The 22,256-nt window shown below is 65.5% G+C and carries 21 protein-coding genes, 1 other RNA gene and 1 riboswitch; of the genes, 12 read left to right on the top strand and 10 right to left on the bottom strand.

Annotated elements, in window-relative coordinates; translation table 11 throughout:
* The first annotated feature begins 40 nt into the window (after nucleotides 1-40).
* The 3 genes from SPO_RS18030 to SPO_RS18020 all read left to right on the top strand — a co-directional run bounded on the left by SPO_RS18030 (nucleotide 41) and on the right by SPO_RS18020 (nucleotide 4,585).
* Entirely contained in the window at nucleotides 41-2,881 is a 2,841-nt protein-coding gene (locus tag SPO_RS18030; RefSeq protein WP_011049239.1) for a molybdopterin oxidoreductase family protein, read from the top strand.
* Between the two features lie 82 nt (nucleotides 2,882-2,963).
* A complete protein-coding gene (locus SPO_RS18025) occupies nucleotides 2,964-3,713 on the top strand; it encodes a 4Fe-4S dicluster domain-containing protein (RefSeq protein ID WP_044028789.1) in 750 nt (249 codons plus the stop codon).
* Nucleotides 3,713-4,585 carry a dimethyl sulfoxide reductase anchor subunit family protein gene (locus SPO_RS18020; protein WP_011049237.1) on the top strand — a complete coding sequence of 291 codons (873 nt, stop codon included), beginning with the start codon at nucleotides 3,713-3,715 and terminating at the stop codon, nucleotides 4,583-4,585. The genes SPO_RS18025 and SPO_RS18020 overlap by 1 nt, the downstream gene beginning before the upstream one ends.
* Nucleotides 4,586-4,677: 92 nt before the next feature.
* On the opposite strand, the gene dapA is transcribed toward SPO_RS18020, so the two are convergent.
* Nucleotides 4,678-5,550, bottom strand: a complete 873-nt coding sequence (dapA, locus tag SPO_RS18015) for a 4-hydroxy-tetrahydrodipicolinate synthase (protein ID WP_011049236.1) — start codon at nucleotides 5,548-5,550, stop codon at nucleotides 4,678-4,680.
* A 139-nt stretch (nucleotides 5,551-5,689) separates the two neighbouring features.
* Between dapA and SPO_RS18010 the strand changes: the two genes are divergently transcribed.
* Nucleotides 5,690-7,672, top strand: a complete 1,983-nt coding sequence (locus tag SPO_RS18010; RefSeq protein WP_044028788.1) for a lytic transglycosylase domain-containing protein — start codon at nucleotides 5,690-5,692, stop codon at nucleotides 7,670-7,672.
* Here the strand turns inward: SPO_RS18010 and SPO_RS18005 are convergent.
* Together SPO_RS18005 and mnmD are read right to left on the bottom strand one after the other, a co-directional pair.
* Nucleotides 7,628-8,524: a DMT family transporter gene (locus SPO_RS18005; protein WP_011049234.1), complete on the bottom strand. Its 897-nt coding sequence runs from the start codon at nucleotides 8,522-8,524 to the stop codon at nucleotides 7,628-7,630. The two genes, SPO_RS18010 and SPO_RS18005, sit on opposite strands and share 45 nt — an antisense overlap.
* Nucleotides 8,521-9,186, bottom strand: coding sequence for a tRNA (5-methylaminomethyl-2-thiouridine)(34)-methyltransferase MnmD (gene mnmD, locus SPO_RS18000; protein WP_011049233.1), 666 nt, complete (start codon nucleotides 9,184-9,186; stop codon nucleotides 8,521-8,523). Before mnmD ends, SPO_RS18005 begins: the two co-directional genes overlap by 4 nt.
* A gap of 49 nt (nucleotides 9,187-9,235) precedes the next feature.
* On the opposite strand from mnmD, the gene SPO_RS17995 reads away from it, so the two are divergent.
* Together SPO_RS17995 and SPO_RS17990 are read left to right on the top strand one after the other, a co-directional pair.
* Entirely contained in the window at nucleotides 9,236-10,279 is a 1,044-nt protein-coding gene (locus SPO_RS17995; RefSeq protein WP_011049232.1) for an NAD(P)/FAD-dependent oxidoreductase, read from the top strand.
* Nucleotides 10,276-10,749 (top strand): GNAT family N-acetyltransferase, encoded by a 474-nt coding sequence (locus SPO_RS17990; RefSeq protein ID WP_011049231.1) that lies wholly within the window; start codon nucleotides 10,276-10,278, stop codon nucleotides 10,747-10,749. Before SPO_RS17995 ends, SPO_RS17990 begins: the two co-directional genes overlap by 4 nt.
* Nucleotides 10,750-10,828: 79 nt before the next feature.
* On the opposite strand, the gene SPO_RS17985 is transcribed toward SPO_RS17990, so the two are convergent.
* Complete coding sequence (locus SPO_RS17985; protein WP_011049230.1) at nucleotides 10,829-12,580, bottom strand: DNA polymerase III subunit gamma/tau; 1,752 nt, start codon at nucleotides 12,578-12,580, stop codon at nucleotides 10,829-10,831.
* A gap of 180 nt (nucleotides 12,581-12,760) precedes the next feature.
* On the opposite strand from SPO_RS17985, the gene SPO_RS17980 reads away from it, so the two are divergent.
* Both SPO_RS17980 and SPO_RS17975 read left to right on the top strand, forming a co-directional pair.
* Complete coding sequence (locus SPO_RS17980; RefSeq protein ID WP_144084028.1) at nucleotides 12,761-13,276, top strand: hypothetical protein; 516 nt, start codon at nucleotides 12,761-12,763, stop codon at nucleotides 13,274-13,276.
* 134 nt (nucleotides 13,277-13,410) lie between these two features.
* Entirely contained in the window at nucleotides 13,411-13,908 is a 498-nt protein-coding gene (locus tag SPO_RS17975) for a protein-tyrosine phosphatase family protein (RefSeq protein WP_011049228.1), read from the top strand.
* A 4-nt stretch (nucleotides 13,909-13,912) separates the two neighbouring features.
* Here SPO_RS17975 and SPO_RS17970 read toward each other — a convergent pair whose 3' ends face one another.
* Entirely contained in the window at nucleotides 13,913-14,311 is a 399-nt protein-coding gene (locus SPO_RS17970; RefSeq protein ID WP_044028786.1) for a hypothetical protein, read from the bottom strand.
* A gap of 85 nt (nucleotides 14,312-14,396) precedes the next feature.
* A riboswitch (cobalamin riboswitch) is annotated at nucleotides 14,397-14,608 on the bottom strand.
* 104 nt (nucleotides 14,609-14,712) lie between these two features.
* On the opposite strand from SPO_RS17970, the gene SPO_RS17965 reads away from it, so the two are divergent.
* Entirely contained in the window at nucleotides 14,713-15,564 is an 852-nt protein-coding gene (locus SPO_RS17965; RefSeq protein ID WP_011049226.1) for a KPN_02809 family neutral zinc metallopeptidase, read from the top strand.
* Here SPO_RS17965 and SPO_RS17960 read toward each other — a convergent pair.
* The gene (locus SPO_RS17960; RefSeq protein ID WP_011049225.1) at nucleotides 15,561-16,118 is read right to left on the bottom strand and encodes a TetR/AcrR family transcriptional regulator; all 558 of its coding nucleotides are present in this window, start codon (nucleotides 16,116-16,118) and stop codon (nucleotides 15,561-15,563) included. The genes SPO_RS17965 and SPO_RS17960 overlap by 4 nt on opposite strands.
* 83 nt (nucleotides 16,119-16,201) lie before the next feature.
* Here SPO_RS17960 and SPO_RS17955 point away from each other — a divergent pair, with 83 nt between their 5' ends.
* The gene (locus SPO_RS17955) at nucleotides 16,202-17,062 is read left to right on the top strand and encodes an alpha/beta hydrolase family protein (protein ID WP_011049224.1); all 861 of its coding nucleotides are present in this window, start codon (nucleotides 16,202-16,204) and stop codon (nucleotides 17,060-17,062) included.
* Between the two features lie 22 nt (nucleotides 17,063-17,084).
* Here SPO_RS17955 and SPO_RS17950 read toward each other — a convergent pair whose 3' ends face one another.
* From SPO_RS17950 to SPO_RS17945, 3 genes are all read right to left on the bottom strand, one after another.
* On the bottom strand, nucleotides 17,085-17,516 hold the full coding sequence (locus tag SPO_RS17950) for a hypothetical protein (RefSeq protein WP_011049223.1): 432 nt from the start codon (nucleotides 17,514-17,516) through the stop codon (nucleotides 17,085-17,087).
* A gap of 127 nt (nucleotides 17,517-17,643) precedes the next feature.
* Nucleotides 17,644-17,742, bottom strand: an RNA gene (gene ffs / locus SPO_RS22615) — signal recognition particle sRNA small type.
* Between the two features lie 39 nt (nucleotides 17,743-17,781).
* Entirely contained in the window at nucleotides 17,782-19,653 is a 1,872-nt protein-coding gene (locus SPO_RS17945) for a bifunctional 2',3'-cyclic-nucleotide 2'-phosphodiesterase/3'-nucleotidase (protein ID WP_011049222.1), read from the bottom strand.
* Nucleotides 19,654-19,878: 225 nt separating this feature from the next.
* Between SPO_RS17945 and nudC the strand changes: the two genes are divergently transcribed.
* Both nudC and SPO_RS17935 read left to right on the top strand, forming a co-directional pair.
* A complete protein-coding gene (nudC, locus tag SPO_RS17940) occupies nucleotides 19,879-20,862 on the top strand; it encodes an NAD(+) diphosphatase (RefSeq protein ID WP_011049221.1) in 984 nt (327 codons plus the stop codon).
* A gap of 38 nt (nucleotides 20,863-20,900) precedes the next feature.
* On the top strand, nucleotides 20,901-21,362 hold the full coding sequence (locus tag SPO_RS17935) for an SRPBCC family protein (protein WP_030003267.1): 462 nt from the start codon (nucleotides 20,901-20,903) through the stop codon (nucleotides 21,360-21,362).
* Nucleotides 21,363-21,400: 38 nt separating this feature from the next.
* Here SPO_RS17935 and SPO_RS17930 read toward each other — a convergent pair whose 3' ends face one another.
* Entirely contained in the window at nucleotides 21,401-22,234 is an 834-nt protein-coding gene (locus SPO_RS17930; protein ID WP_044028784.1) for a prephenate dehydratase, read from the bottom strand.
* Between the last annotated feature and the right edge of the window lie 22 nt (nucleotides 22,235-22,256).

The raw sequence follows: 22,256 nt of genomic DNA, 5'->3' as shown, positions 1-22,256 counted from the left end.
TCTGCCCTAGCGTGTCGAACGACAGAACAGGGAAACCCGAATGAGCCACCACCAGCCAAAGATCGAGACCTCGCCGCATGTCTCCGACGAGGTTCGCAAGACGACGTGCTACATGTGCGCCTGCCGCTGCGGCATCAACGTGCATATGAAGGATGGCCCGGATGGCAAAAAGCGGGTCGCCTATATCGAGGGCAACCGCGAGCATCCGGTGAACAAGGGTGTGCTCTGTGCCAAGGGCTCCGCCGGGATCATGCAGGTCAACGCCCCTTCGCGCCTGCGCGCGCCGCTGAAACGGGTGGGGCCGCGCGGTTCGGGCGAGTTCCAGGAGATCACCTGGGACGAGGCGCTGGAGATCGCCACCGGCTGGCTGAAACCGATCCGCGAGAACGATCCGTCGAAACTGGCCTTCTTCACCGGCCGCGACCAGTCGCAGAGCTTTACCAGTTTCTGGGCCCAGAATTTCGGCACCCCGAACTATGCCGCCCATGGCGGCTTCTGCTCGGTCAACATGGCGGCGGCTGGCATCTACACGATGGGCGGCGCCTTCTGGGAGTTTGGGCAGCCCGACTGGGATCATACCAAGTTGTTCATTCTGTTGGGCGTGGCCGAGGATCATGACAGCAACCCGATCAAGATGGGCATCGGCAAGATCAAGGCGCGTGGCGCGCGGGTGGTCGGCGTCAACCCGATCCGCACCGGCTATAACGCGGTGGCCGATGACTGGTACGGGATCACGCCCGGCACCGATGGTCTGCTGATCCTGTCGCTGATCCACGTGCTGATGAAGGCAGGCAAGGTCGACCTCGACTATCTCGCCCGCTATACCAATGCGCCCTGTCTGGTGATCGACAATCCCGGCGGCGCCGATCATGGCCTGCTGCTGCGCGACGCCGATGACAAGGTTCTGGTGATCGACCGGGCCAGCGGTGAACTGACCCCGTTCGACCGCCCCGGCGTGCGCCCCGATCTGTCGGGCAGCACCGAGGTGAACGGACGCATCTGCCGCACGGTGATGCAGGCCATGGCCGAGCGTTACCTGAGCGCGGAGTACGCGCCCGAGGCGGTGGCCGAGCGCTGTGGAATCCCGGCGCCGCGCATTCGTGCACTGGCCGCCGAGATCGCCCGTGTCGCCTTTGACGAGGCGTTCGAGATCGACCAGGAATGGACCGATTTCCGGGGCGAGACCCACAACGTGATGACCGGGCGCCCGGTCTCGTTCCACTCGATGCGCGGGGTCTCGGCCCATGCCAACGGATTCCAGACCTGCCGCGCGCTGCACCTGTTGCAGATCCTGCTGGGCACGGTCGAGGTGCCTGGCGGCTTCCGCTTCAAACCGCCCTATCCAAAACCGGTCGAGGCCCATCCCAAACCCCATTGCAAGGCAACGCCAGGCGCGCCCCTTGACGGCCCGCATCTGGGATTCGTGCGCGGTCCCGAAGATCTGGCGCTGAAACCCGACGGCAGCCCGGCCCGCATCGACAAGGCGTTCACCTGGGAAAACCCGATGTCCTCGCACGGGCTGATGCATATGGTGATCTCAAACGCCCATGCCGGGGACCCGTACAAGATCGACACGCTGTTCATGTATATGGCGAACATGTCCTGGAACTCGTCCATGAACACCCGTGGTGTGATGGACATGCTGACGGACAAGGACGAAAGCGGCGAATACGTCATCCCGCGGATCATCTATTCCGATGCCTATAGCTCGGAAATGGTGGCCTATGCCGACCTGATCCTGCCCGACACCACCTATCTGGAGCGGCACGACTGTATCTCGCTGCTCGACCGCCCGATCTGCGAGGCCGATGCCGCGGCGGACGCGATCCGCTGGCCGGTGATCGAACCCGACCGCGATGTACGCGGCTTTCAGACGGTGCTGGTGCAGCTGGCCAACAAGCTGCAACTGCCCGGGTTCACCGATGAAAGCGGTGCGGCGAAGTATACCGACTACGCCGATTACATCGTCAACCACCAGCGCAAACCGGGCATCGGCCCGCTTGCCGGTTTCCGGGGAGAGGCGGGCGACAAGGCCGGGCGGGGCGAGGTCAACCCCGATCAGCTCGATCGCTATATCGAAAACGGCGGCTTCTTTGTCGAACATGTGCCGGACGGGGCGCAATATTACAAACCCTGGAACACGGCCTATCAGGACTGGGCCGTCGGCATGGGTCTCTACGACAGCCCGCAACCATATCTGTTCCAGCTCTATTCCGAGCCGATGCGCAGGTTCCAGCTGGCGGCCGAAGGCCATGGCGAGCGGCAACCGCCCGACCATCTGCGCGCCCGGATCGGTGCGCGGCTGGACCCGCTGCCGATCTGGTACGAGACTGACCAGCAGGGCAACGAAGGGTTCACTGTCAACGCGCTGACCCAACGACCCATGGCGATGTATCACAGCTGGGGCACCCAGAACGCATGGCTGCGGCAGCTGCACGGGCGCAACCCGCTCTATGTTCCGACAAAAATCATGCGCGAACAGGGGATGAAGGATGGCGATTGGGCGCGCCTGACCTCGCCCCATGGCGAGATCGTGGTGCCGGTGATGGAGATGGCGGCGCTGAACGAGAACACCGTCTGGACCTGGAACGCGATCGGCAAGCGCAAGGGCGCCTGGGCGCTGGAACCCGACGCGCCCGAGGCCACCAAGGGCTTCCTGCTCAACCATCTGATCCACGAGCTCTTGCCGCCCAAGGGCGACGGGCTGCGCTGGGCCAACTCCGATCCGGTGACCGGTCAGGCGGCGTGGTTCGATCTCAAGGTGAAGATCGAAAGGGTCGCAGGCCCTGAAGAGAGAGCTGAAAGCCAGCCCGAGTTTCCCGCGTTGAAATCGCCCGTGGGAACCGGCCCGAAAGAGCTGACATGGAAGGTGGGGAAATGAGGGGAACAATTTTCTGCACAGAAAATTGCCAAGAAAATTCGTCGAATTTTCTTGCGTGTGCCCGTGGCTGCTGGAGCGTGACATGACGGAGCTGCCGCAGAAGACCGACCGTAAGCTGGGGCTGGTGATCGACCTCGATACCTGTGTCGGCTGCCATGCCTGCGTGATTTCCTGCAAGGGATGGAACACCGAGAATTACGGCGCCCCGCTCAGCGATCAGGATCCGTATGGCGCCGATCCGTCGGGCACCTTCCTGAACCGGGTGCATTCCTATGAGGTGCAGCCGCCCGAGGGGCACGCCCAGCTGGTCCATTTCCCGAAATCCTGCCTGCATTGCGAGGACGCGCCCTGTGTGACCGTCTGCCCGACGGGCGCCAGCTACAAACGCTCCGAGGACGGGATCGTGCTGGTCAACGAGAGCGATTGCATCGGCTGTGGCCTCTGCGCCTGGGCCTGCCCCTATGGCGCGCGTGAGCTGGATCTGGCCGAAGGCGTGATGAAGAAATGCACCCTGTGTGTGGATCGTATCTATAACGAGAACCTGCCCGAGGAGGACCGCGTCCCCTCCTGTGTGCGCACCTGCCCGGCGGGTGCGCGGCATTTCGGCGATCTGGGTGATCCGGATAGCGCGGTGTCGCACCTGGTGGCCGAGCGCGGCGGCATGGATCTGATGCCCGAAATGGGCACCAGGCCCGTGAACAAGTATCTGCCGCCCCGGCCCAAGGACCAGATCGAAGCGCAGATCGACATTCTGGCGCCCCTGCTGGCGCCGGTCGCCGATGAGCCCAAGGGGTTCATGGCCTGGCTCGACAAGGCACTGGAGAAACTCTGATGCATCCCGCCCCTTCCGTCATTCTCTTCACCACGCTCTCGGGCTTGGGTTTTGGCCTGCTGTTCTTTCTTGGGCTGGGCCTGCCCTCGGTATCCGGCTGGGTCGCCTTTGTCTTCTTCGTCATCGCTTATGCCATGGCGGTGGGGGGGCTGCTGGCCTCGACCTTTCACCTTGGTCACCCCGAGCGCGCCTGGAAGGCTTTCAGTCAATGGCGCACCAGCTGGTTGAGCCGCGAGGGATGTGCGGCAGTGGCTGCCTTGCTGGTCATGGGGCTTTATGCGCTGGGTCTGGTGTTTCTGGACCAGCGCTGGAGCCTGCTGGGAGGGTTGGGCGCGCTGTTGTCGCTGGGCACCGTGTTTACGACCTCGATGATCTATGCGCAGCTCAGGACCGTCCCGCGCTGGCACAGCCCGCTGACGCCGGTGCTGTTCCTGGCCTTCAGCCTGGCCGGTGGCGCGCTGCTGGCAGGGCAGGTGAGGCTGGCGCTGATTCTGCTTGTTTCGGCCGCGCTGGTGCAACTGGTCTGGTGGCGACAGGGTGACGGGGCGCTGGCGCGGTCGGGCACCGATCTGGCGAGCGCGACCGGGTTGGGGCAGGGCGGCGTGGTGCGCGCCTTCGAGCCGCCCCATACCGGCAGCAACTATCTGTTGCGCGAATTCGTGCATGTGGTGGGGCGCAAACATGCCGCCAAGCTGCGGGTGATCGCGCTGGTACTGGCTTTCGTCTTGCCGGTGCTGCTGTTGCTGCTGCCCTTCGGGCATGCGCTTGCACTGCTGGCGGTGCTGTCGCATCTGGCGGGCGTGGCGGTGTCGCGCTGGCTGTTCTTTGCCCAGGCCGAACATGTGGTCGGGCTCTACTACGGCAAACGTTAGCCCGCGCGGCGACGTCGCATTTGAGTATTTCTGACCAGAAAGAAGCAGAAGTCCGGCGCCCAGATATCGGGCGCCGGTTCTTTGTCCGGCTGTTACAACAGCCCGGCGTGTTTCATCGCCGCGTCGATGGCAGCCTTGGTGCTGTCTTCGAGACCGGTCAGGGGCGAGCGGACCTCTTCGCTGCACAGGCCAAGTTTCGACAGGGCGTATTTGGCGCCGACCAGGCCCGGCTCGATAAAGATCGCCTCGTGCAGCGGCATCAGGCGATCCTGATAGTCCAGCGCCTTGGCATAATCGCCCGCCAGTGTTGCCTGCTGGAACTCGGCGCACAGGCGCGGTGCAACGTTGGCGGTGACCGAGATGCAGCCGACCCCGCCATGGGCGTTGAAGCCAAGCGCGGTGGCATCCTCGCCCGAGAGCTGGATGAAATCGGCGCCGCAGCTGGCGCGCTGCTGGCTGACCCGGGCCAGATCGCCTGTGGCATCCTTGACGCCCACGATACGCGGCAGTTTCGCCAGCGCGCCCATGGTGGCGGGCGTCATGTCGACAACCGAGCGGCCCGGGATGTTATAGATCACGATCGGGATCTCGGCGCAGTCATGCAGCGCGGTGAAATGGGCGATCAGCCCGCGCTGGGTCGGCCTGTTGTAATAGGGCGTCACCACCAGTGCCGCATCGGCGCCGATCCGCTGGGCGAATTGCACGAAGCGGATCGCCTCGGTGGTATTGTTCGACCCCGCGCCCGCGATCACCGGTACACGTCCGGCGGCGGCCTTGACCACCTCGGCCACCACGGTTTCGTGTTCCTCGTGGCTCAGCGTGGGGCTTTCGCCGGTGGTGCCGACGGGCACCAGACCGGTCGAGCCTTCGCCGATCTGCCATTCGACAAGACGTTTGAGCGCCTCCAGGTCCAGCTCGCCGTTGCGGAACGGGGTGACGAGGGCAGGCATCGAGCCTTTGAACATGGAAAACGCTCCCTAGATAGAGTGGTATGCGGGCAGATGCCCGCCGGTTCCCCCGCTTGGTCCGGAAAGTGAATTGATCCGGGCCGCACAAGGTATAACGTGAAAGGCTCTAGCCTTGGTTCGGCAGGAAATGCAAGGGATGTCCCGCGTTCTGATCGCCAGTCTGGCCGCGATTTTCTGGTGTTTTGCGGCAATCGGCCCGGTCTGGGCCGATGCTGCGGCGAATCTGCGCGCTGCCCTGCGCGAGATGCGGGCCGAAAACTGGACCGAGGCGCTCAGGGTCGCGGGCGCGCGGGGATCGGTGTCGCGCGACATCATCGTCTGGCACTGGCTGCGCAAGAGTTATGGAACCGATGGCGATGCGCTGGTGTTCCTGAACCGCCGCGGCGATTGGCCGGGACTTGACTATCTGCGCCGCCAATCCGAGCCGCAATTCACCCTTTCCCCACCGGAACGGGTGCTGGAGTTCTATTCCGGCGCGCCGCCGCAGACCGCCGAGGGCGTGTTGAACTACGCCGTGGCCCTGCTGGCCACCGGACAGCGCGGCGATGCCGAGGCCGAACTGGTCAAGGCCTGGCGCACCCTGCCGATGGGCGCCGGGCTGCAACGGGATTACGTCGAGAACTATGGCAAGCTGCTGGCGCCGCATCATGTCGCGCGGCTCGACCGGATGCTGTGGGAGGGCTACACGATCAGCGCCAAGCAGATGCTGTCGCTGGTGGACGAGGGCCAGCGCAAGCTGGCGCAGGCGCGAATCGGGTTGCAGGACCGCGTGCCCGGTATCGATGCCCTGATCGCCGCTGTGCCCGTGGCCTTGGCCCAGTCGCCGGGGCTGGCCCATGACCGCTTTGTCTGGCGTGATCGAAAGGAGCTGGATGACAGCGCCATCGACCTGATGCTGGAACGCTCGACCAGCGCCGATGCGCTGGGCGAGCCGGACAAATGGGGCCAGGCGCGCGCGCGTCTGACGCGGCTGACGATGCGGCAGGACCGCAATGATCGCGCCTATCAGATGGCCGCGCGTCACTTCATGACGCCGGGTATGGGCTATGCCTATGCCGATCTGGAATGGCTGGCGGGGTATCTGGCCCTGGCCAAGCTGGATGACCCAGCTGCGGCCGTCGCCCATTTCCAGCGCTTTGATGCGGCGGTGAACTCGCCGATCTCCAAGGGGCGGGCGGGCTATTGGCTGGGCCGCGCCTATGCGGCGCTGGGCGATGCGGACAAGGCCCATGCCGCCTATGCCATGGGGGCAGAGCATCAGACCTCGTTCTATGGCCTGCTTGCGGCAGAGCGGATCGGACGCCCCTTTGACCCGACGCTGGCCAACCCACCCGCAACACCCCCCTGGCGGGAGGCGGCGTTCATGTCCTCCAGCGTGCTTGAGGCCGGGTTGCTGTTGCTGCGCGCCGGAGAGTTGGACCTGGCCGAGCGGTTCCTGACCCATCTGGCCGAGAGCCTTGACCCGGTGCAAGCGACGCAACTTGCCGAGATGGCGCTGGAGATGCAGGAGCCGCATCTGTCGGTGATGATCGCCAAGCGCAAGGCGCAGGAGGGGGTGGTGCTGACCGGCGCCTATTACCCGCTGCACCCGGTCGGGCGGCTGAACCTGCCGATGGCGCCCGAGATGACGCTGGCCATCGCGCGCCGCGAAAGCGAGTTCGACCCGGTGGTGATTTCGGGCGCAGGCGCGCGCGGCCTGATGCAGGTGATGCCCGCCACGGCGCGGCTGGTGGCCGACGCGCTGGGCATTCTGGGCGGGCATTCCACCGACAGCCTGACCGCGGATTGGGAATATAACGCCAAGCTTGGCGCCAACTACCTGGCCGAACTGGCCGGAGAGTTCGACGGCAATGTGGTGATGATGGCGGCGGGCTATAATGCCGGCCCCAATCGCCCGATCAGCTGGATGGAGCGGTTCGGCGACCCGCGCAGCGGCACGCCCGATATCGTCGACTGGATCGAACATATCCCGTTCGAGGAGACCCGCAATTACATCATGCGGGTGACCGAGAGCCTGCCGGTCTATCGCGCGCGCCTTGGCAAGGAGCCGCTGCCGCTGCCCTTTTCAGCCGAGCTAGCGGGATCGACTTTGCGCGCGTTCGCGCCACAGGGTGAATAGACCGGCGGCCACGATCAGCGCCGCACCGATGATGACGGCGCTGCGCAAGGTCTCGCCAAACACCGTGATGCCCAGGATCGCGGTCCACATCAGGTGGAAATAGGCAAAGGGCTGCACCGCGCTCGCCTCGGCCATCTCGTAGCATTTGATCAGCAGCCAATGCCCCAGGGCGCCGCTGACACAGAGCAGCGCCATCCAGCGCCAGTCGGGGGCACTCATCGGCTCCCAGAACCACAGGCCCACGGCGGTCATCGCCACTGCGCCGGTGACGCCAGTCCAGAAAAAGCTGGTGGCGGTGCTGTCCTGCCGGGCGGCATAGCGGGTCAGCAGGCCGTAAAGCGCGAACATCAGGGCCGAGATCAGCGGCACCACCGCCCAGGGGTTGAACACGCCCATGCCCGGCTGAAGGATGATCAGCACGCCGACCAGCCCGACACCGATCGCGGCCCAGCGCCGCCAGCCGACCTTTTCTCCCAAGACCGGGCCGGACAGGGCCGCCACCAGAAGCGGGTAGCAGATGAACACCGCCATGCTCTCGATCAGGCCCAGAACGGTAAAGGCAAACACTGCCACACAGATCTCGCTCGCCAGCAGCAACCCGCGAAAGATTTGCAGGCCCGGCTGCGCAGTGCGGGTAGCGGCGCGCAATCCGCCACGGGACCGGGCCGCCAGCGCGATCACGAAAGCGGCAAAGAACCAATAGCGGATCATCACCACCATGTAGGTGTTGTAGCTTGACGCGAGATGGCGCGAGATACCGTCCTGAAGTGCGAACACGACCGTGGCGGCCAGCATCAGCGCGATGCCGACGGGGATGTTGTTCTGCTGCGCCCGTGCCGTGCCTTGCGTCATCGCAGAACCCCTTGTGTCATATGCCGTTTGCGGCCGTATCCCGGCAGGCGCGTCACGGTGAAGCCTGCCGCCTCCAGCCCGCGCCGCACAAAGCCTGCCGCCGTGTATGTGGCAACCGTGCCGCCCGGTGCTGTCCGGTTTGCGACATGGGCCAGCAAATCCTCCTGCCAAAGCTCGGGATTCTTGGCGGGCGAAAAGCCGTCGAGGAACCAGGCATCGGCCCGGCCCGTCCATTCCGGCAGGGTCTGGCGCGCATCGCCCTGCACCACGTCCAGTTGCAAAGTGCCCAGATCGCAGGGCGTTCCGGCCCATGCCGACAGGAACCGCTCGGCCCAGGGGCCAAGCTCGGGAAAGGCCGCCAGCGCCCGGGCCATGTCGGCCGGCGCCATCGGATAAGCCTCGAAACTGGTGAAACGCAGCGGGGTTTCTATCCCCGCCCCTTCCCATGCGGCCCAAGCGGTCAGCATGTTGAGCCCGGTGCCAAAGCCCAGCTCGGCGATATGGAACCCCGGCGTGAACCGCCCGGGCAGGCCGTTGCCGGCCAGAAACACATGCCGCGTTTCCGCCAGCCCGTTTTCGAGCGAGAAATAGGGGTCGTCGAACCGATCCGAGACCGGTATCCGGTCCTCGGTCCAGCTGAGTTTCGCTTGCTGGTCAACCATGCGAATATCCCCTACGAAATCGGCGCGACACTGGCGAAAGGGACGGGCGATGGCAATGGCCGATGTGACGATACGCGGCGCGGGGATTTTCGGCCTTTCCATCGCATGGGCCTGCGTGTTGCGCGGGGCGCGGGTGCAGGTGGTCGATCCGTTCGGGCCTGGGGCCGGGTCCTCGGGCGGCTTGGTTGGCGCGCTGGCCCCGCATGTGCCGGAAAACTGGAACGCCAAGAAGGCCTTCCAGTTCGATAGCCTGATCATGGCCGAAGGGTTCTGGGCAGGGGTCGAGGCGGCGGGTGGCGTGTCGCCCGGATATGGCCGCACCGGTCGCATCCAGCCACTGGCGGATGAGCGCGCCGTGGATCTGGCGGATGAGCGGGCGGAAAACGCCCGCACCCTGTGGCAGGGGCAGGCTGAATGGCGGGTCTGCCCGGTTGATGAGATGGGCAGCTGGTGCCCGCCCTCACCCACCGGGTTGGTGGTGCATGATACGCTCAGCGCCCGGATGCATCCGCGCCGCGCCTGTGCTGCGCTGGTGGGTGCGCTGGCCGTTCGCGGGGTCGAGGTATTGGCCGAGGCGCCCGACCGGGGGCAGGTGATCCACGCCACCGGCATCGCCGGGCTGGAAGAGCTGAACCGGGCGCGGGGGCGCCTCGTGGGCACCGGGGTCAAGGGACAGGCGGCGCTGTTGCGCTTCGATGCCGGGCGGCAGGCGCCGCAGCTTTTTGCCGATACGGTGCATATCGTGCCCCATGCGGACGGGACGCTGGCAATCGGCTCCACCTCGGAACGCGACTATGACGACCCGACCAGTACCGACGCGGCGCTGGACACGGTTCTTGACCGCGCAATGCAGGCGGTGCCGCTCTTGCACGGCGCCGAGGTGATCGAACGTTGGGCGGGCGTGCGCCCGCGCTCGCGCTCGCGCGCACCGATGCTGGGGGCGCATCCGCTTTATCCCGACCAGTTCATCGCCAATGGCGGCTTCAAGATTGGCTTCGGCATGGCGCCCAAGGTGGCCCATGTGATGGCCGAACTGGTGCTGGAGGGGCAGGATAACATCCCCCAAGACTTCCGTCCGGAGGCCTCGCTATGACGCCCGTCGCGCCCTATCGGATCGCTCCGGACAGCCCGCAGATCGGGGCGATCCTGGCCCTGATCCGTGACAGTTTCGCCTTTATGGATGGCCGGATCGACCCGCCCTCTTCGATGCACCGGCTGACCGAACAGGCCGTTGCCGCGCAGGCCGCTGCCGGTGAGGTCTGGGCGCTGGGCGCGCCGCCGGTGGCGGTGGTGTTCCTGACGGTCAAGCCGGGGCGGCTCTATCTCGGCAAGCTGGCGGTGGATGCATCCATGCGCGGTCAGGGTCTGGCGCGCCGGCTGGTGGCACAGGCCGAGACCCGCGCCCGGATACTGGGCCTGCCGGTTGTCGAGCTGGAAACGCGGGTGGAACTGGTGGAGAACCACGCCACCTTCGCCCGGCTGGGATTCGCAAAGACCGGCGAAACCGCGCATCCCGGTTACGATCGGCCCACCTCGATCACCATGCAAAAGAGACTTTTCTGAAGCGCGCCAACGGTTGCCCCGGGCGGCCACGAGAATTTTCGTCGAAAATTCTCGGCGCTCCGCGATCGAGAGTTGGCGCTCAGCCGTCCTCGAACGGATCCCATTCGTCCTCGACCTCGGGCAGCGCCTCGGTCACCACCTTGGCGGCGCGTTGTTCCGGGGTCTCGATATGGGTGATCCGCGCCTTGGGAAACTGCGCCAGTACCGCCTGTACCAGCGGGTGTTCACGCGCCTTTTCCTCCAGCGCGTATTTCTCGGCGTTGCGGATCTCGTCGATGGTCTTGCCGCCGCCCTGCGCCACCACGCTGACCGCCCATCGATTGCCGGTCCAGCGTTGCAGCGCACTGCCCAGCCGCTGCGCCAGATCGGTGGGCGCGCGTTCGGTGGGCTGAAATTCGATCCGGCCCGGCTGATAGCTGACCAGCCGCAGGTCCATCTCGATATCGGCCAACAGTTTGCCGTCGCGATTGGCGCGGATCAGCTCGACCAAATGCTCGAAGGTGGGAAAGCGCGCCAGCGCCGTTTGCGGATCCTGCGCCAGCGCCGCAACCGGCCCGCCGCCACCGCCGCGCGGGGCGGGCGCATAGCTGGCGCTGACGCCGTTCTGGGCCGGGGCACTCGCGCCCTGACCAACACGCGGCCCTCCGCCGGGGTTCGGCGGCGGCGGCGCATCCTGCAACCGCTTGATCAGCTCTTCGGGGCTGGGCAGATCGGCCACATGGGTCAGCCGGATCACTGCCATCTCGGCGGCCATCATCGCGTTGGGGGCGGCGGCCACCTCTTCCAGCGCCTTGAGCAGCATCTGCCACATCCGGGTCAGCACCCGCATCGCGAGCGCATCCGCCATCTGCTGGCCGCGCGCGCGCTCGTCCGGCGACACGGTCGGATCCTCGGCGGCATCGGGGGTGATCTTGACCACCGACACCCAATGGGTGATCTCGGCCAGATCGCGCAGCACCGCCATCGGGTCCGCACCCTCGGCATATTGCGCGCCAAGCTCGGTCAGGGCCGCGCCCGCATCGCCGCGCAGGATCATGTCCATCAGGTCCAGCACCCGGCCCCGGTCGGCCAGCCCCAGCATCGCGCGCACCTGCTCGGCGCTGGTCTCGCCCGCACCATGGCTGATCGCCTGATCCAGCAGAGAGGTCGCATCCCGCGCCGACCCTTCCGCCGCGCGCACGATCAGCGCCAGCGCGTCCTCGGCGATCTGCGCGCCTTCGGCATCGGCGATCCGGCGCATCAGCGCGATCATGTCCTCGGGCTCGATCCGGCGCAGGTCGAACCGCTGGCAGCGGCTCAGCACCGTCACCGGCACCTTGCGGATCTCGGTGGTCGCAAAGATGAACTTCACATGCGCCGGCGGCTCCTCCAGCGTCTTGAGCAGCGCGTTGAACGCGCTGGTCGACAGCATGTGAACCTCGTCGATGATATAGATCTTGTAGCGCGCGCTGGCGGCACGATAGCGGACGCTGTCGATGATCTCGCGGATGTCGTTCACGCCGGTGCGGCTGGCGGCGTCCATCTCCATCACGTCCACATGGCGGCCTTCCATGATGGCCACGCAATGCTCGCATTTGCCGCAAGGCTCGGTGGTGGGGCCGCCATTCCCATCGGGACCGATACAGTTCATCCCCTTGGCGATGATCCGCGCCGTGGTCGTCTTGCCGGTGCCCCGGATGCCGGTCATGATGAACGCCTGCGCGATCCGGTCGGCGGCAAAGGCGTTTTTCAGCGTCCGCACCATCGCGTCCTGCCCCACCAGATCGGCAAAGGTCTCGGGCCGGTACTTGCGGGCCAGCACCTGATAGGGGGTCGAGGGCGCGTCGGACATTTTCAACTTTCGTCGGGTCTGGATTCTGGTTCTGCAGACGGTACTGGCCAGCGGGGCGAAGGTCCACCGCCCGTGTGATTGTTTCAGGGATGGAACAGGATTGGGCCGCAAATGGCGGGTGCGTTCCCCTCTCTCGAGATTGATGCAGACGCGTACAGGGGTATACGAATCTGTTCCGTCGTGTCCCTTCCCGTTGGAGGTAACGCCGTTCGGGACGATGACACGAGTGCAAGTGGCGCGGGCGATGATGCGAATTCCGACAATTTCGGCTCTAACCTGATCAACGGACAGCAGGGAGATGATTTCATTGTTGCGGTGGACGATCGCAGCGACCTGGGTAAGGTGGACACCGTCAAGGGTGGCGTCGGGCGCGATACCCTGGTCGTGGACGAGGGGGACCTGGTCACCACCAGGGGTGGGGCCGATCAAGACATCCTCGAAACCTATAGCGGCGTGGCGGACGGCTATGACGTTGTCACGATCACCGATTTCGATACGGCACGAGATGTCCTGACCCTGCAAGGCGAAGCTTCGCTGCTGCGTCCGGGGAACGGAGACGAGACACCGGTCAGCGTGCAGGAGCTTGATGATCAGACCGGCACCATGGTCCTGATCAACGGCATTCGGGTGGCGCACCTGATCGGCGCTCAGGGCGTGAGCCCGGATCAGATTCGCGTGTATATAGACAACCGCTGACCCGCGTCGCGGTGCAGTTTGATCTGTTCACGGGTATCTTGTCTTGCGATACCACCGCGTTAAAGGCCATTCTACCCTTGGGGTCAGGATCGCCACGCCCCGTGGCAATGGTCGGTCGGGAAGGGATACCGCAGATGGCGCAGCTGGTGCTTTATGCGCTGAAAGTCGGCGGCGGCACGCTGGCGATCTGCCAGTTGCCGGGTATATCGGGCGATTATGCGGGCGATGTCGATCTGATCGGATCCTGGGCGCCGGGGCTGGTGATCTCGATGACGACCGAGGTCGAGATGCTGCAGCATGGCGCGCGCAACTTTGGCGCCGATGTACAAAGCCGGGGTTGCCGTTGGGCGCATCTGCCGGTCGAGGATTTCGGAACTCCGGGCCGCGAGGCGCAGGCGAAATGGAGCGCGATCAGCGCCTCGGCCCGCCATGCCCTGCGCGGCGGCGGGCGGGTGCTGATCCATTGCAAGGGCGGCTGTGGCCGGTCCGGCATGGCGGCGCTGCGCCTGATGATCGAGACAGGCGAAGCCCCCAAGGCGGCGTTGGCGCATCTGCGCTCGGTCCGCTCCTGCGCGGTCGAAACCGACGCCCAGATGGACTGGGCGTTGGCTGGCCGGGCGATCCGCGAGTGACCCGTCAGGCGGTTGGCTGAACGGGTGCCGAGACTTGTGCCGCGTGCGCGCGGGCTTCGACCATGGCGCAGGGCACCGGGCCGCTTCCGGCGGCAAAACCTCCGCCTTCAGACCCCAGCAGCGCATCGGCAAACCGGTGCAGGTGTGGCAGGGCGGTATCTTCGTCAACGCCGCAGAACACCCGCACCCGGCTATGCGAGGCGGCGTAGCGTGCCAGACAACCGGCCCCGCAGGGCGGCATCTCGCAATGGCCTTCGATCTCGAATGACGCATCGGTCATCGGTTCGGCCCGGCGCAACGCGCGGGTCAGGTTCTCGGCCAGCCCCGACAGGGCGGGGCAGGGCCTGCCGGTGCGACGGCATAGGGTTGCGGCAAATTCATGCGTTTGTGTGGTCCAGATCATCCTGCGCCCTCCGCGCGGCGGAACAGGGTGTCGGGGACCGGCCACTCAGGGCCAAGGCATCCCGTCCGGACACCCCGCCCGGGTTCGAGTTACGGTTGCGATGGCAGGTCTCCTGACTTGCGGGTCCGGGCTTTGCCGGCCTTCCCGGCCCGGGGGCCAGTGGCATTTCGGCATCGCTCACCGCTTACAGTTGCGGGGGCAGTCTCGGCATTGGTCCTCTGTCGCCAGAGGGCCGCACCGTGTTCCCTTTTCATCCCGGCGCATGCACGACCGGGAACCATCGACCCAGCGGTAGCGGGTGTTGCGGGCGCCTGTCAAGCGCAAGTCCATTCCGGGTTTCGGACCCTTTTGACGGGTGCTAGAGTCGGCGCCGGACAGACAGGCTGCGAAGGGTGATCGGCATGCGGTTGAAAGGCGTTCGCGGCAGCAGGAATGTCGAGGATCGGCGCGGACAACGCGGCGGTGGCGGCAAGGGTATCGGCGGGCGCGGCCTGGGCATCGGCGGGGTGCTGCTGCTGTTGGTGATCGGCGCCTTTACCGGCATCGACGTGACCCCGTTTCTGACAGAGCAGCCACAAGCGCCCCAGAGCGCCCCAACAGAGCTGTCCGAGGAAGAACGGCAGGCGGGCGAATTCGTCTCGCGCGTGCTGACCACAACCGAAGAGGTCTGGACCGGGGTGTTCCGCGACCAGCTGGGCCGCGAGTACACCCCGCCGACGCTGGTGCTGTTCTCGCAGGTGACATCCAGCCCCTGCGGCGGCGCCTCGGGTGCGACCGGGCCGTTCTATTGCCCGGCCGATCAGAAGGCCTATCTGGACACCGATTTCTTTGCCACCCTGGCGCGGCGATTGCAGGCGGGGGGCGATTTCGCCGCCGCCTATGTCATCGCCCATGAGGTGGCCCATCACGTGCAGAATCAGCTGGGTATTCTTGGCAAGGTGGATCAGGCCCGGCGGCGCTCCTCGCAGGTCGAGGCCAACGCCCTGACCGTGCGGCTGGAATTGCAGGCCGATTGCCTGTCCGGGGTCTGGGCGCGCTCGGTCTGGGGCCTGATGGAGCAGGGCGACCTGGAAGAGGCGCTGAACGCCGCCCGGATGATCGGCGACGACCGGCTGCAACGTCAGGCGGGCCGGGTTCCGCAGCCGCATACCTTTACCCACGGCACCTCGGCGCAGCGGGCGGCCTGGTTCGAACGCGGGTTCGAAAGCGGCCAAGTCGCAACCTGCGACACCTTCAATACCAACCGGCTCTAATCCGCGCCCGGCAGCATCTCGGGCAGGCGGCGCAGCACGTCCGAGGATTGCCGGGCGCGGGCCAGCATCCAGCCGCCTTGCAGCAGGATGAACATGGTCTCGGCGGTCTTTTGCGGATCGGCCAGCCCAAAGCGGCTGGCGTGATGCGCGCCCTCGGTGATCCAGCCTTCGAACAGGTGGTGGGCATGGGCGCGGAATGCGGCGTTGTCCGGCCCTTCGAACAGGGTTGACGAGATCGGGCAGCCATCCCACTGGCCCGATTTGTCGAACAGTTTAGCGACCTTGCCGCACAGCACCTCCATCCCGGCATGAAAGCTGTCAGCCGGTTCGAACGAGGCCGCGATCAGCCGCAGCATCTCGTCCGAGGCCCAGGTGGCCGACGCCAGCGCCAGGTCGGATTTCCCGTTGGGAAAGTGGTGATAAAGCGAGCCCTTGGGCGCTTCGGCCTCGGCCAGCAACTCGGACAATCCAACACCGTGATACCCGCTGCGCTGGAACAGCTGGGCGGCGGCGCGGATCAGGCGATCTTTGGTCGGAAGCGGACGTTGGGTCATTTGACAGCGATATTGACAGCTCTAGACCGATTGGTCCAGATGGGAGAAATAGACCAATCGGTCTAGAGCATCTGGAGGCTGGAATGCTGGATATGCAAGCAAGCGTCGTGGTTGAGGATTTTCATTTTCCGTCAGGGTCGGCGCAGCTATCGGCGCGGCTCTATCTGCCTGCGGGCACGCCCCAGGTTGCAGTGGTGATCAACGGCGCCACCGGGGTGCCGCGCGAGTACTACCAGCATTTCGCCACCTGGCTGGCGGCCGAGCGCGGCATCGCCTGCCTGACCTATGATTACCGCGATTTCGGGCATTCGCTGAGGGGGCCGCTCGCGGCCTCGACCGCCACCATGTCCGACTGGGCACTGATCGACATGCCCGCCGCCTATGCCGAGATGCAGCGGCGGTATCCCGATCTGCCGCTTTGGGTGATCGGCCATTCGGTCGGTGGTATGCTTGGCCCGCTGCAACCGGGGATCGAGCCTATCGCCCGGATGATCTGCGTCTGTTCCGGGCTGGTGCATCATTCGGACCACCCCTGGCCCTATCAGGCGCTGGCGCGGCTGTTCTGGTTCGGTCACGCGCCGCTTTTGGTGAAAACCCTCGGTTATCTGCCGGGGCGGCGGATCGGTTTCGGGTCCGACCTGCCACCCGGCGTCTATTGGGAATGGCGGCGCTGGTGCACCACGCCCGGCGCCTATCTGCCCGAGATGGGCGACCGCCTGCCGCAAGCCGACTGGAGCCGTTCGGGTGCGCCGGTCGACATGTTCGCATTCGAGGATGACACGACCATCCCGCCCAATTGTGTCTGGCGCCTAGCCGATGTCTATGGCGAGACCGTGCGCAGGCATCTGCTGCACCCGCGCGCGTTTGGGTTGCGCGAGATCGGTCATCTGGGCGCTTTCGCCCGACGAAACGCCGCGCTGTGGCCCCGGTTGATCGCCCCTTGAGGCAGGGGCGATCGAGGGCCGGTCAGCGTTTGTTTCGACCTATCATCTCACGCCTCACCGCGCGCACCATCTTGTCGAACGCCTTGTCGGGCGCGCGGGCCTCGGCCACGCTTTCCGAGTTGCGAGCACCCTCGCGAATACCGACCGTTGCCTCCCCGGCGTCGGTTTGAGAGATCATCAAAGTGGTCTTGCACACGCCGGACGAGTCCACCAGCGCCCCGGTCCGGTCGGAGTGACACCAGGCGAGGATCGGGCCCAGATCGGTTGGGCCGCACGCGTTGACCGCCAGCACCGTCAGGAACGGCACCAGCGCTTCGGCCCGCGCGACATAGGCGCCGGAAAGGGCCGCGGCCTGCGTGGCAAAGAAAGGGGACCATCCAAGGTCCGGAAGTGCAAGAGACACCGGTTTGCTTGTTGCGAAACAACGCAAGACGGGCGGATGGCGCACGCGCATTCGATCGGAACGGGTTCATGCAGGGGTATGAGTCGTCAGAACCGCGCTGCCCGAAGGGTCGTTGCTACAATCATAAATCCCTCCGCAGTCTAGAGGGTTCCAAGTGCGGCACAGCGAACGGCGGTGAAAGTGAGAGGCTGGACATCGACCCAAGCGGGACTCGTTGTGGCTGCTTCCTTCCGGACCTGACCAGGTTGGCGAGGCGCTCGCCCGCGCCAACCTCTCGCGACCCGATATAGGCGGGTCGGGTCGGGATGACAAGATCTCAAAGCCCGACGCGCAGGCGAAGAAACCCCTCGGCATCAAGGCCCAGATCGGAGATGTCGCGCCCGGCAAGCTCGTCCAGATGATCGCGGGCCCGTGGTCCGGTGCGCAGGATCGCGCTCTGCCCCGGCAGTGGCGCCAGTCGCCAGGGGTGCGGCGCCTGTTCCAGCGGGTCGGCGGGCAGCCGGCCAGAGAGATAGTCATGCAGGGCGCTCTGTATCCGCAGGCTTGGCAGTGGCACGGGTTCTCCCCGATCCAGCATCAGGAAATGGCCGCCGCCATTGGCGCGATAGTTGTTGAGTGCAACTACGAATTTCTGCCGATCATCGACCGGGGTGCCGTTGTGGCACAGGGAGCCGATCCGTCGGTTCTCGTCCGCGATCAGGCGACCGCCGATATCGTATCGCGGTGGCGCTCTCGGATCGATCTCATAGGTCAGCCCGTAAAGGCTGTCGAAGTTATGCCCGGGCACAGAGGTATCCAGCAACATGTCGCAGGCCCCGGCCGGTGCCGGTGACAGAAATACGCCGGCGGCCATTTCCAGCCATTCGCGCAGGTCGGCGCCGGTCAGGACCAGCGCCCGCAACTCGTTGGGAAACATGTGCAGGTCGGCCACATGGCGCATCGACAATGGCCCGGCGGGCACGTCGGTATAGTGGTCTGGACCCGCGCGCCCCCCAGCCTTGAGCGGGGAGACCGATGACAGCAGGGGCAGGTCAGCCAAGGGCGTACCGGCAAGAAACGGGCGCAAGGCGGCGGCTTGCGCGGCGGCAACCTTGGCCAGTCCGCGATCCGGAGCGACAAAGGTGAAATAGCTGTGCATCGCGTCGTCGGCATGTCCGGCGGGTTGATTGGCGGCAGCGCAGGTGGCGGCGTGATCCGCGGCCAGCAGCTGCATAAGGGCGGTATCCGCAGGTCCTTCGGCAGGGCGCAAGACGGCCTGGGCCCGCGCGACGCGCCAGCGGCCACCCGGGGTTTGCCGCAGATCGAGGTCGATGATCCCCAGATGCGAGCCGTGATGCCCCGGCATCACCACCGGCTTGCCATGAACCAACCCATTGGCGCGATCCGTATGGGGGAGGGGGGCGGCATCCTGCGAAGGCAGCCGCAGGTGAGTGTGCCCGGCGATCACCGCGTCGATCCCATCCAGCGCAGCCAGCGGGATCACCGCGTTTTCCTGATCGGGCGCGGCGTCTGCCTCGGCCAACCCGCTATGAGCCAGGGCAATGATCAGATCGCAGCCCGCTGCCCTGAGGCGGGTCACTGCATGGCGTGCCGCCTCGACGATTCCGTCGACACGCATCCGGCCCGACAACAGATGCGCGTCCCAGTCCACCGTCTGAGGCGGCAGGGTGGCCAGCACGCCGATCCGCAGCAGGGTCACGTCAGCGCCGGTTCGAACCTCGCGCTCGAGGATCACCTCCTGCTGCCAGGGTGTCGCGCGGTCCAGCCGATGTGCGTTTGCGCAGACCACCGGGCAGGGGGCCTGTTCCAGAACCTGATCCAGAACCTCCAGCCCGAAGTTGAAGTCGTGATTTCCAAGCCCCAGCGCATCATACCCCAGATAGGAAAAGGCCCGCATCAGCGGATGCGGGGCCGAGGGGTGTCTGGCGGCGATGTCACCCATCTGGGTGCCCTGAATGCTGTCGCCATTATCAAACAGCAGGGACAGGTCTACCCCTGTTTCTGCACGCGCCGCCGCAATCAGCGGCGCAAGCCGCGCCAGACCTCCGGTCTTTTCCGGGCGGTCGGAATAGTAATCGTAACCCGTCAGTTGCATGTGCAGGTCGGTTGTGGCGAGTAGGCGCACCCGTAACGTGGCGGCGTCCTGAGCATGCGGGGCGGATGACAGGGCTTGTTTTGAAGGTTGCATTCCAATTCCATTGCCAAGTCAGCGCCCAAACTCTCCCATAGGTAGAGCCACCCCTCACAAATAAAAAATAGTTTATTATGGCAAGAGGTTAGTTGGTGGCGATTTGTGTCAACTCTGCCGCTTGCCGGCGTCACATCGGACAGTTCGCGATTGATCTGAACCGCGTGTCGTGGCAGCCCTTTGCGACCGGCAAGCCGGTGAATACGAAGAAGGAGAGGGGCAGGGATGAAAACGGCAGAGCAAGTCACATTCGGAGGCTCGGGCCTGGACCGGGCGGCGCATCTGCGCGGCGATGGAGAGGCGCAGAAGCGCATGTCGGCCGATCCGCGTGCGCGCTGTCTGTTGCTGTGGCGCGGCAAGCTGCTGGTCGAAGGCGAGCGGCTGGAACGTCTGGCCTGGGTCGGCCCGACCCATCCGCTGGTGACCGAGGGGCCGGGGGGCGAGGCCGAAACGCCGATTTTCCTGGGCCTCGACGAGAACGGCGCGCCGCTCTTTGCACAGGACATCTCGGCCTGGGGGGCCGAGGGGCAGGACCTGACCGGGCTGGGCGGGTTCGTCGACAGATCCGAGCAGCAGCACCCCGACCTGCCACAGGGGCAGGTCTTTGCCGAATTGCGACGGATCATGACCCGGCTCAGCCCGCGCGACGCCGAACTGGCCGCCACCGCCAAGGCGGTGATCGGCTGGCATGCCAGCCACCGGTTCTGCGCCCGCTGCGGCGCCCGCAGCGAGATTGCCCAGGCGGGATGGCAACGCGGGTGTCCGGACTGTGGCGGACAGCATTTTCCGCGCACCGATCCGGTGGTGATCATGCTGATCACCCATGGCGATCAGGTGCTGATGGGACGCTCTCCGGGCTGGCCCGAGGGCATGTATTCGCTGCTTGCCGGATTTGTCGAACCGGGCGAGACGCTGGAGGCCGCCGTACGCCGCGAGGTGCTGGAAGAGGCCGGCGTGCCGGTTGGTGCGGTCACCTATCTGTCCAGCCAGCCCTGGCCGTTTCCCGCCTCGCTGATGTTCGGCTGCGCGGGCGAGGCCCTGTCGCGGAACCTGACCATCGACCCGGTCGAGATCGAGGATGCGATCTGGGTCAGCCGCAGCGACATGATGCTGGCCTTTGCCGGAGAGCACCCCCGCCTGCTGCCTGCGCGCAAGGGGGCAATTGCCCATTTCCTGTTGCAGAACTGGCTTGCGGACACGCTGGATTAAGGGGAAACTCGCGCAAAAATCACAACCGGCGAGGGGTCATGCAGTTCATCAGCAAGGAAGACATCGAGGCGCCGGTCGCGCAGGTCTTTGCAATCCTGTCGGAATTCGAGACCTTTGAACGCTCGGCCATGCGGCGCGGTGTCGAGGTGCAGCGCGTCGATGCCAGTGCTCCGATCGGTGCGGGAATGGCCTGGGACACCCGGTTTCGCCTGCGCGGCAAACCGCGCGAGATGCATGTGGTGCTGAAACAGTATGACGCGCCCTCGCTGATGCGCTTTGCCAGTCACAGCAAGGGCATCAACGGCGATGTGGTGATCGAATTGCTGGCGCTGTCGCCGCGCCGTACCAGGATGAGCTTTTCGGTCGAGTTGAAGGCAAACACGCTGTCCGCGCGCCTGTTCCTGCAATCGCTGAAACTGGCCCGCAAGAACATGACCCGCCGGTTCAAGCTGCGGATGGCAGAGTTTGCCAAAGAGATCGAGAGCCGCTGCGCCCGCTGAGCGGGCGCCATACTCGATCCGCCCGCTAAGCGGGCGCTTCAGCCGCGCGGCTGGGCGGCCGGATAGACGCCCAGGATCTCGACATTGGTGGTGAAGTGGTTCAGCTCGTCCATCGCCAGGCGCACATTGGCGTCTTCGGGGTGGCCGACGATATCGGCATAAAACTGCGTGGCCGAGAACGAACCGTCCAACATGTAGCTTTCCAGTTTGGTCATGTTGACACCATTGGTGGCAAAGCCCCCCAGCGCCTTGTACAGAGCGGCGGGAATGCTGCGAACCTCGAAGACGAAGCTGGTGATCATGCCGAAATCACCGCGGCGCGAATCGTCTGTCTCGCGCGACATCACCAGGAAACGCGTGGTGTTGTTGTCGGTATCCTCGATATGGCGGGCCAGCACGTTCAGCCCATAGATTTCGCCCGCCAGCTCGCTGGCCAGTGCCGCATGGCTCTTGTCGCCGCGTTCGGCCACCTCGCGCGCGGCGCGGGCGTTATCGGGGCTGACCCGGCCGGTGATGCCATGCTGTTTCAGGAAACCCGCGCATTGCGGCAGCAACACCAGATGCGAATAGGCATCGCGAATATCGTCCAGCGTCGCACCCGGCACGCCCAGCAGGTTGATATGCACGCGCACAAAGGCCTCGTCGATGATATGCAGCCCGCTATGGGGCAGCAGGCGGTGGATATCGGCGACCCGGCCATATGTCGTGTTCTCGACCGGCAGCATCGCCAGCTCGGCCTCGCCCCGGCGCACCGCCTCGATCACGTCCTCGAAGGTGCGGCAAGGCAGCGCCTCCATGTCCGGGCGTGCGTTGCGGCAGGCCTCGTGACTATAGGCGCCGGGCTCTCCCTGGAAGGCAATGCGATGGGTCATGGGGTCGTTTCCGTGCAACAAG

It is taken from the genome of Ruegeria pomeroyi DSS-3, assembly GCF_000011965.2.
GTDB classification, from domain to species: domain Bacteria; phylum Pseudomonadota; class Alphaproteobacteria; order Rhodobacterales; family Rhodobacteraceae; genus Ruegeria_B; species Ruegeria_B pomeroyi.
The sequence above is the reverse complement of the archived record's forward strand: the minus strand, read 5'-3'. Positions and strand labels throughout refer to the sequence as shown.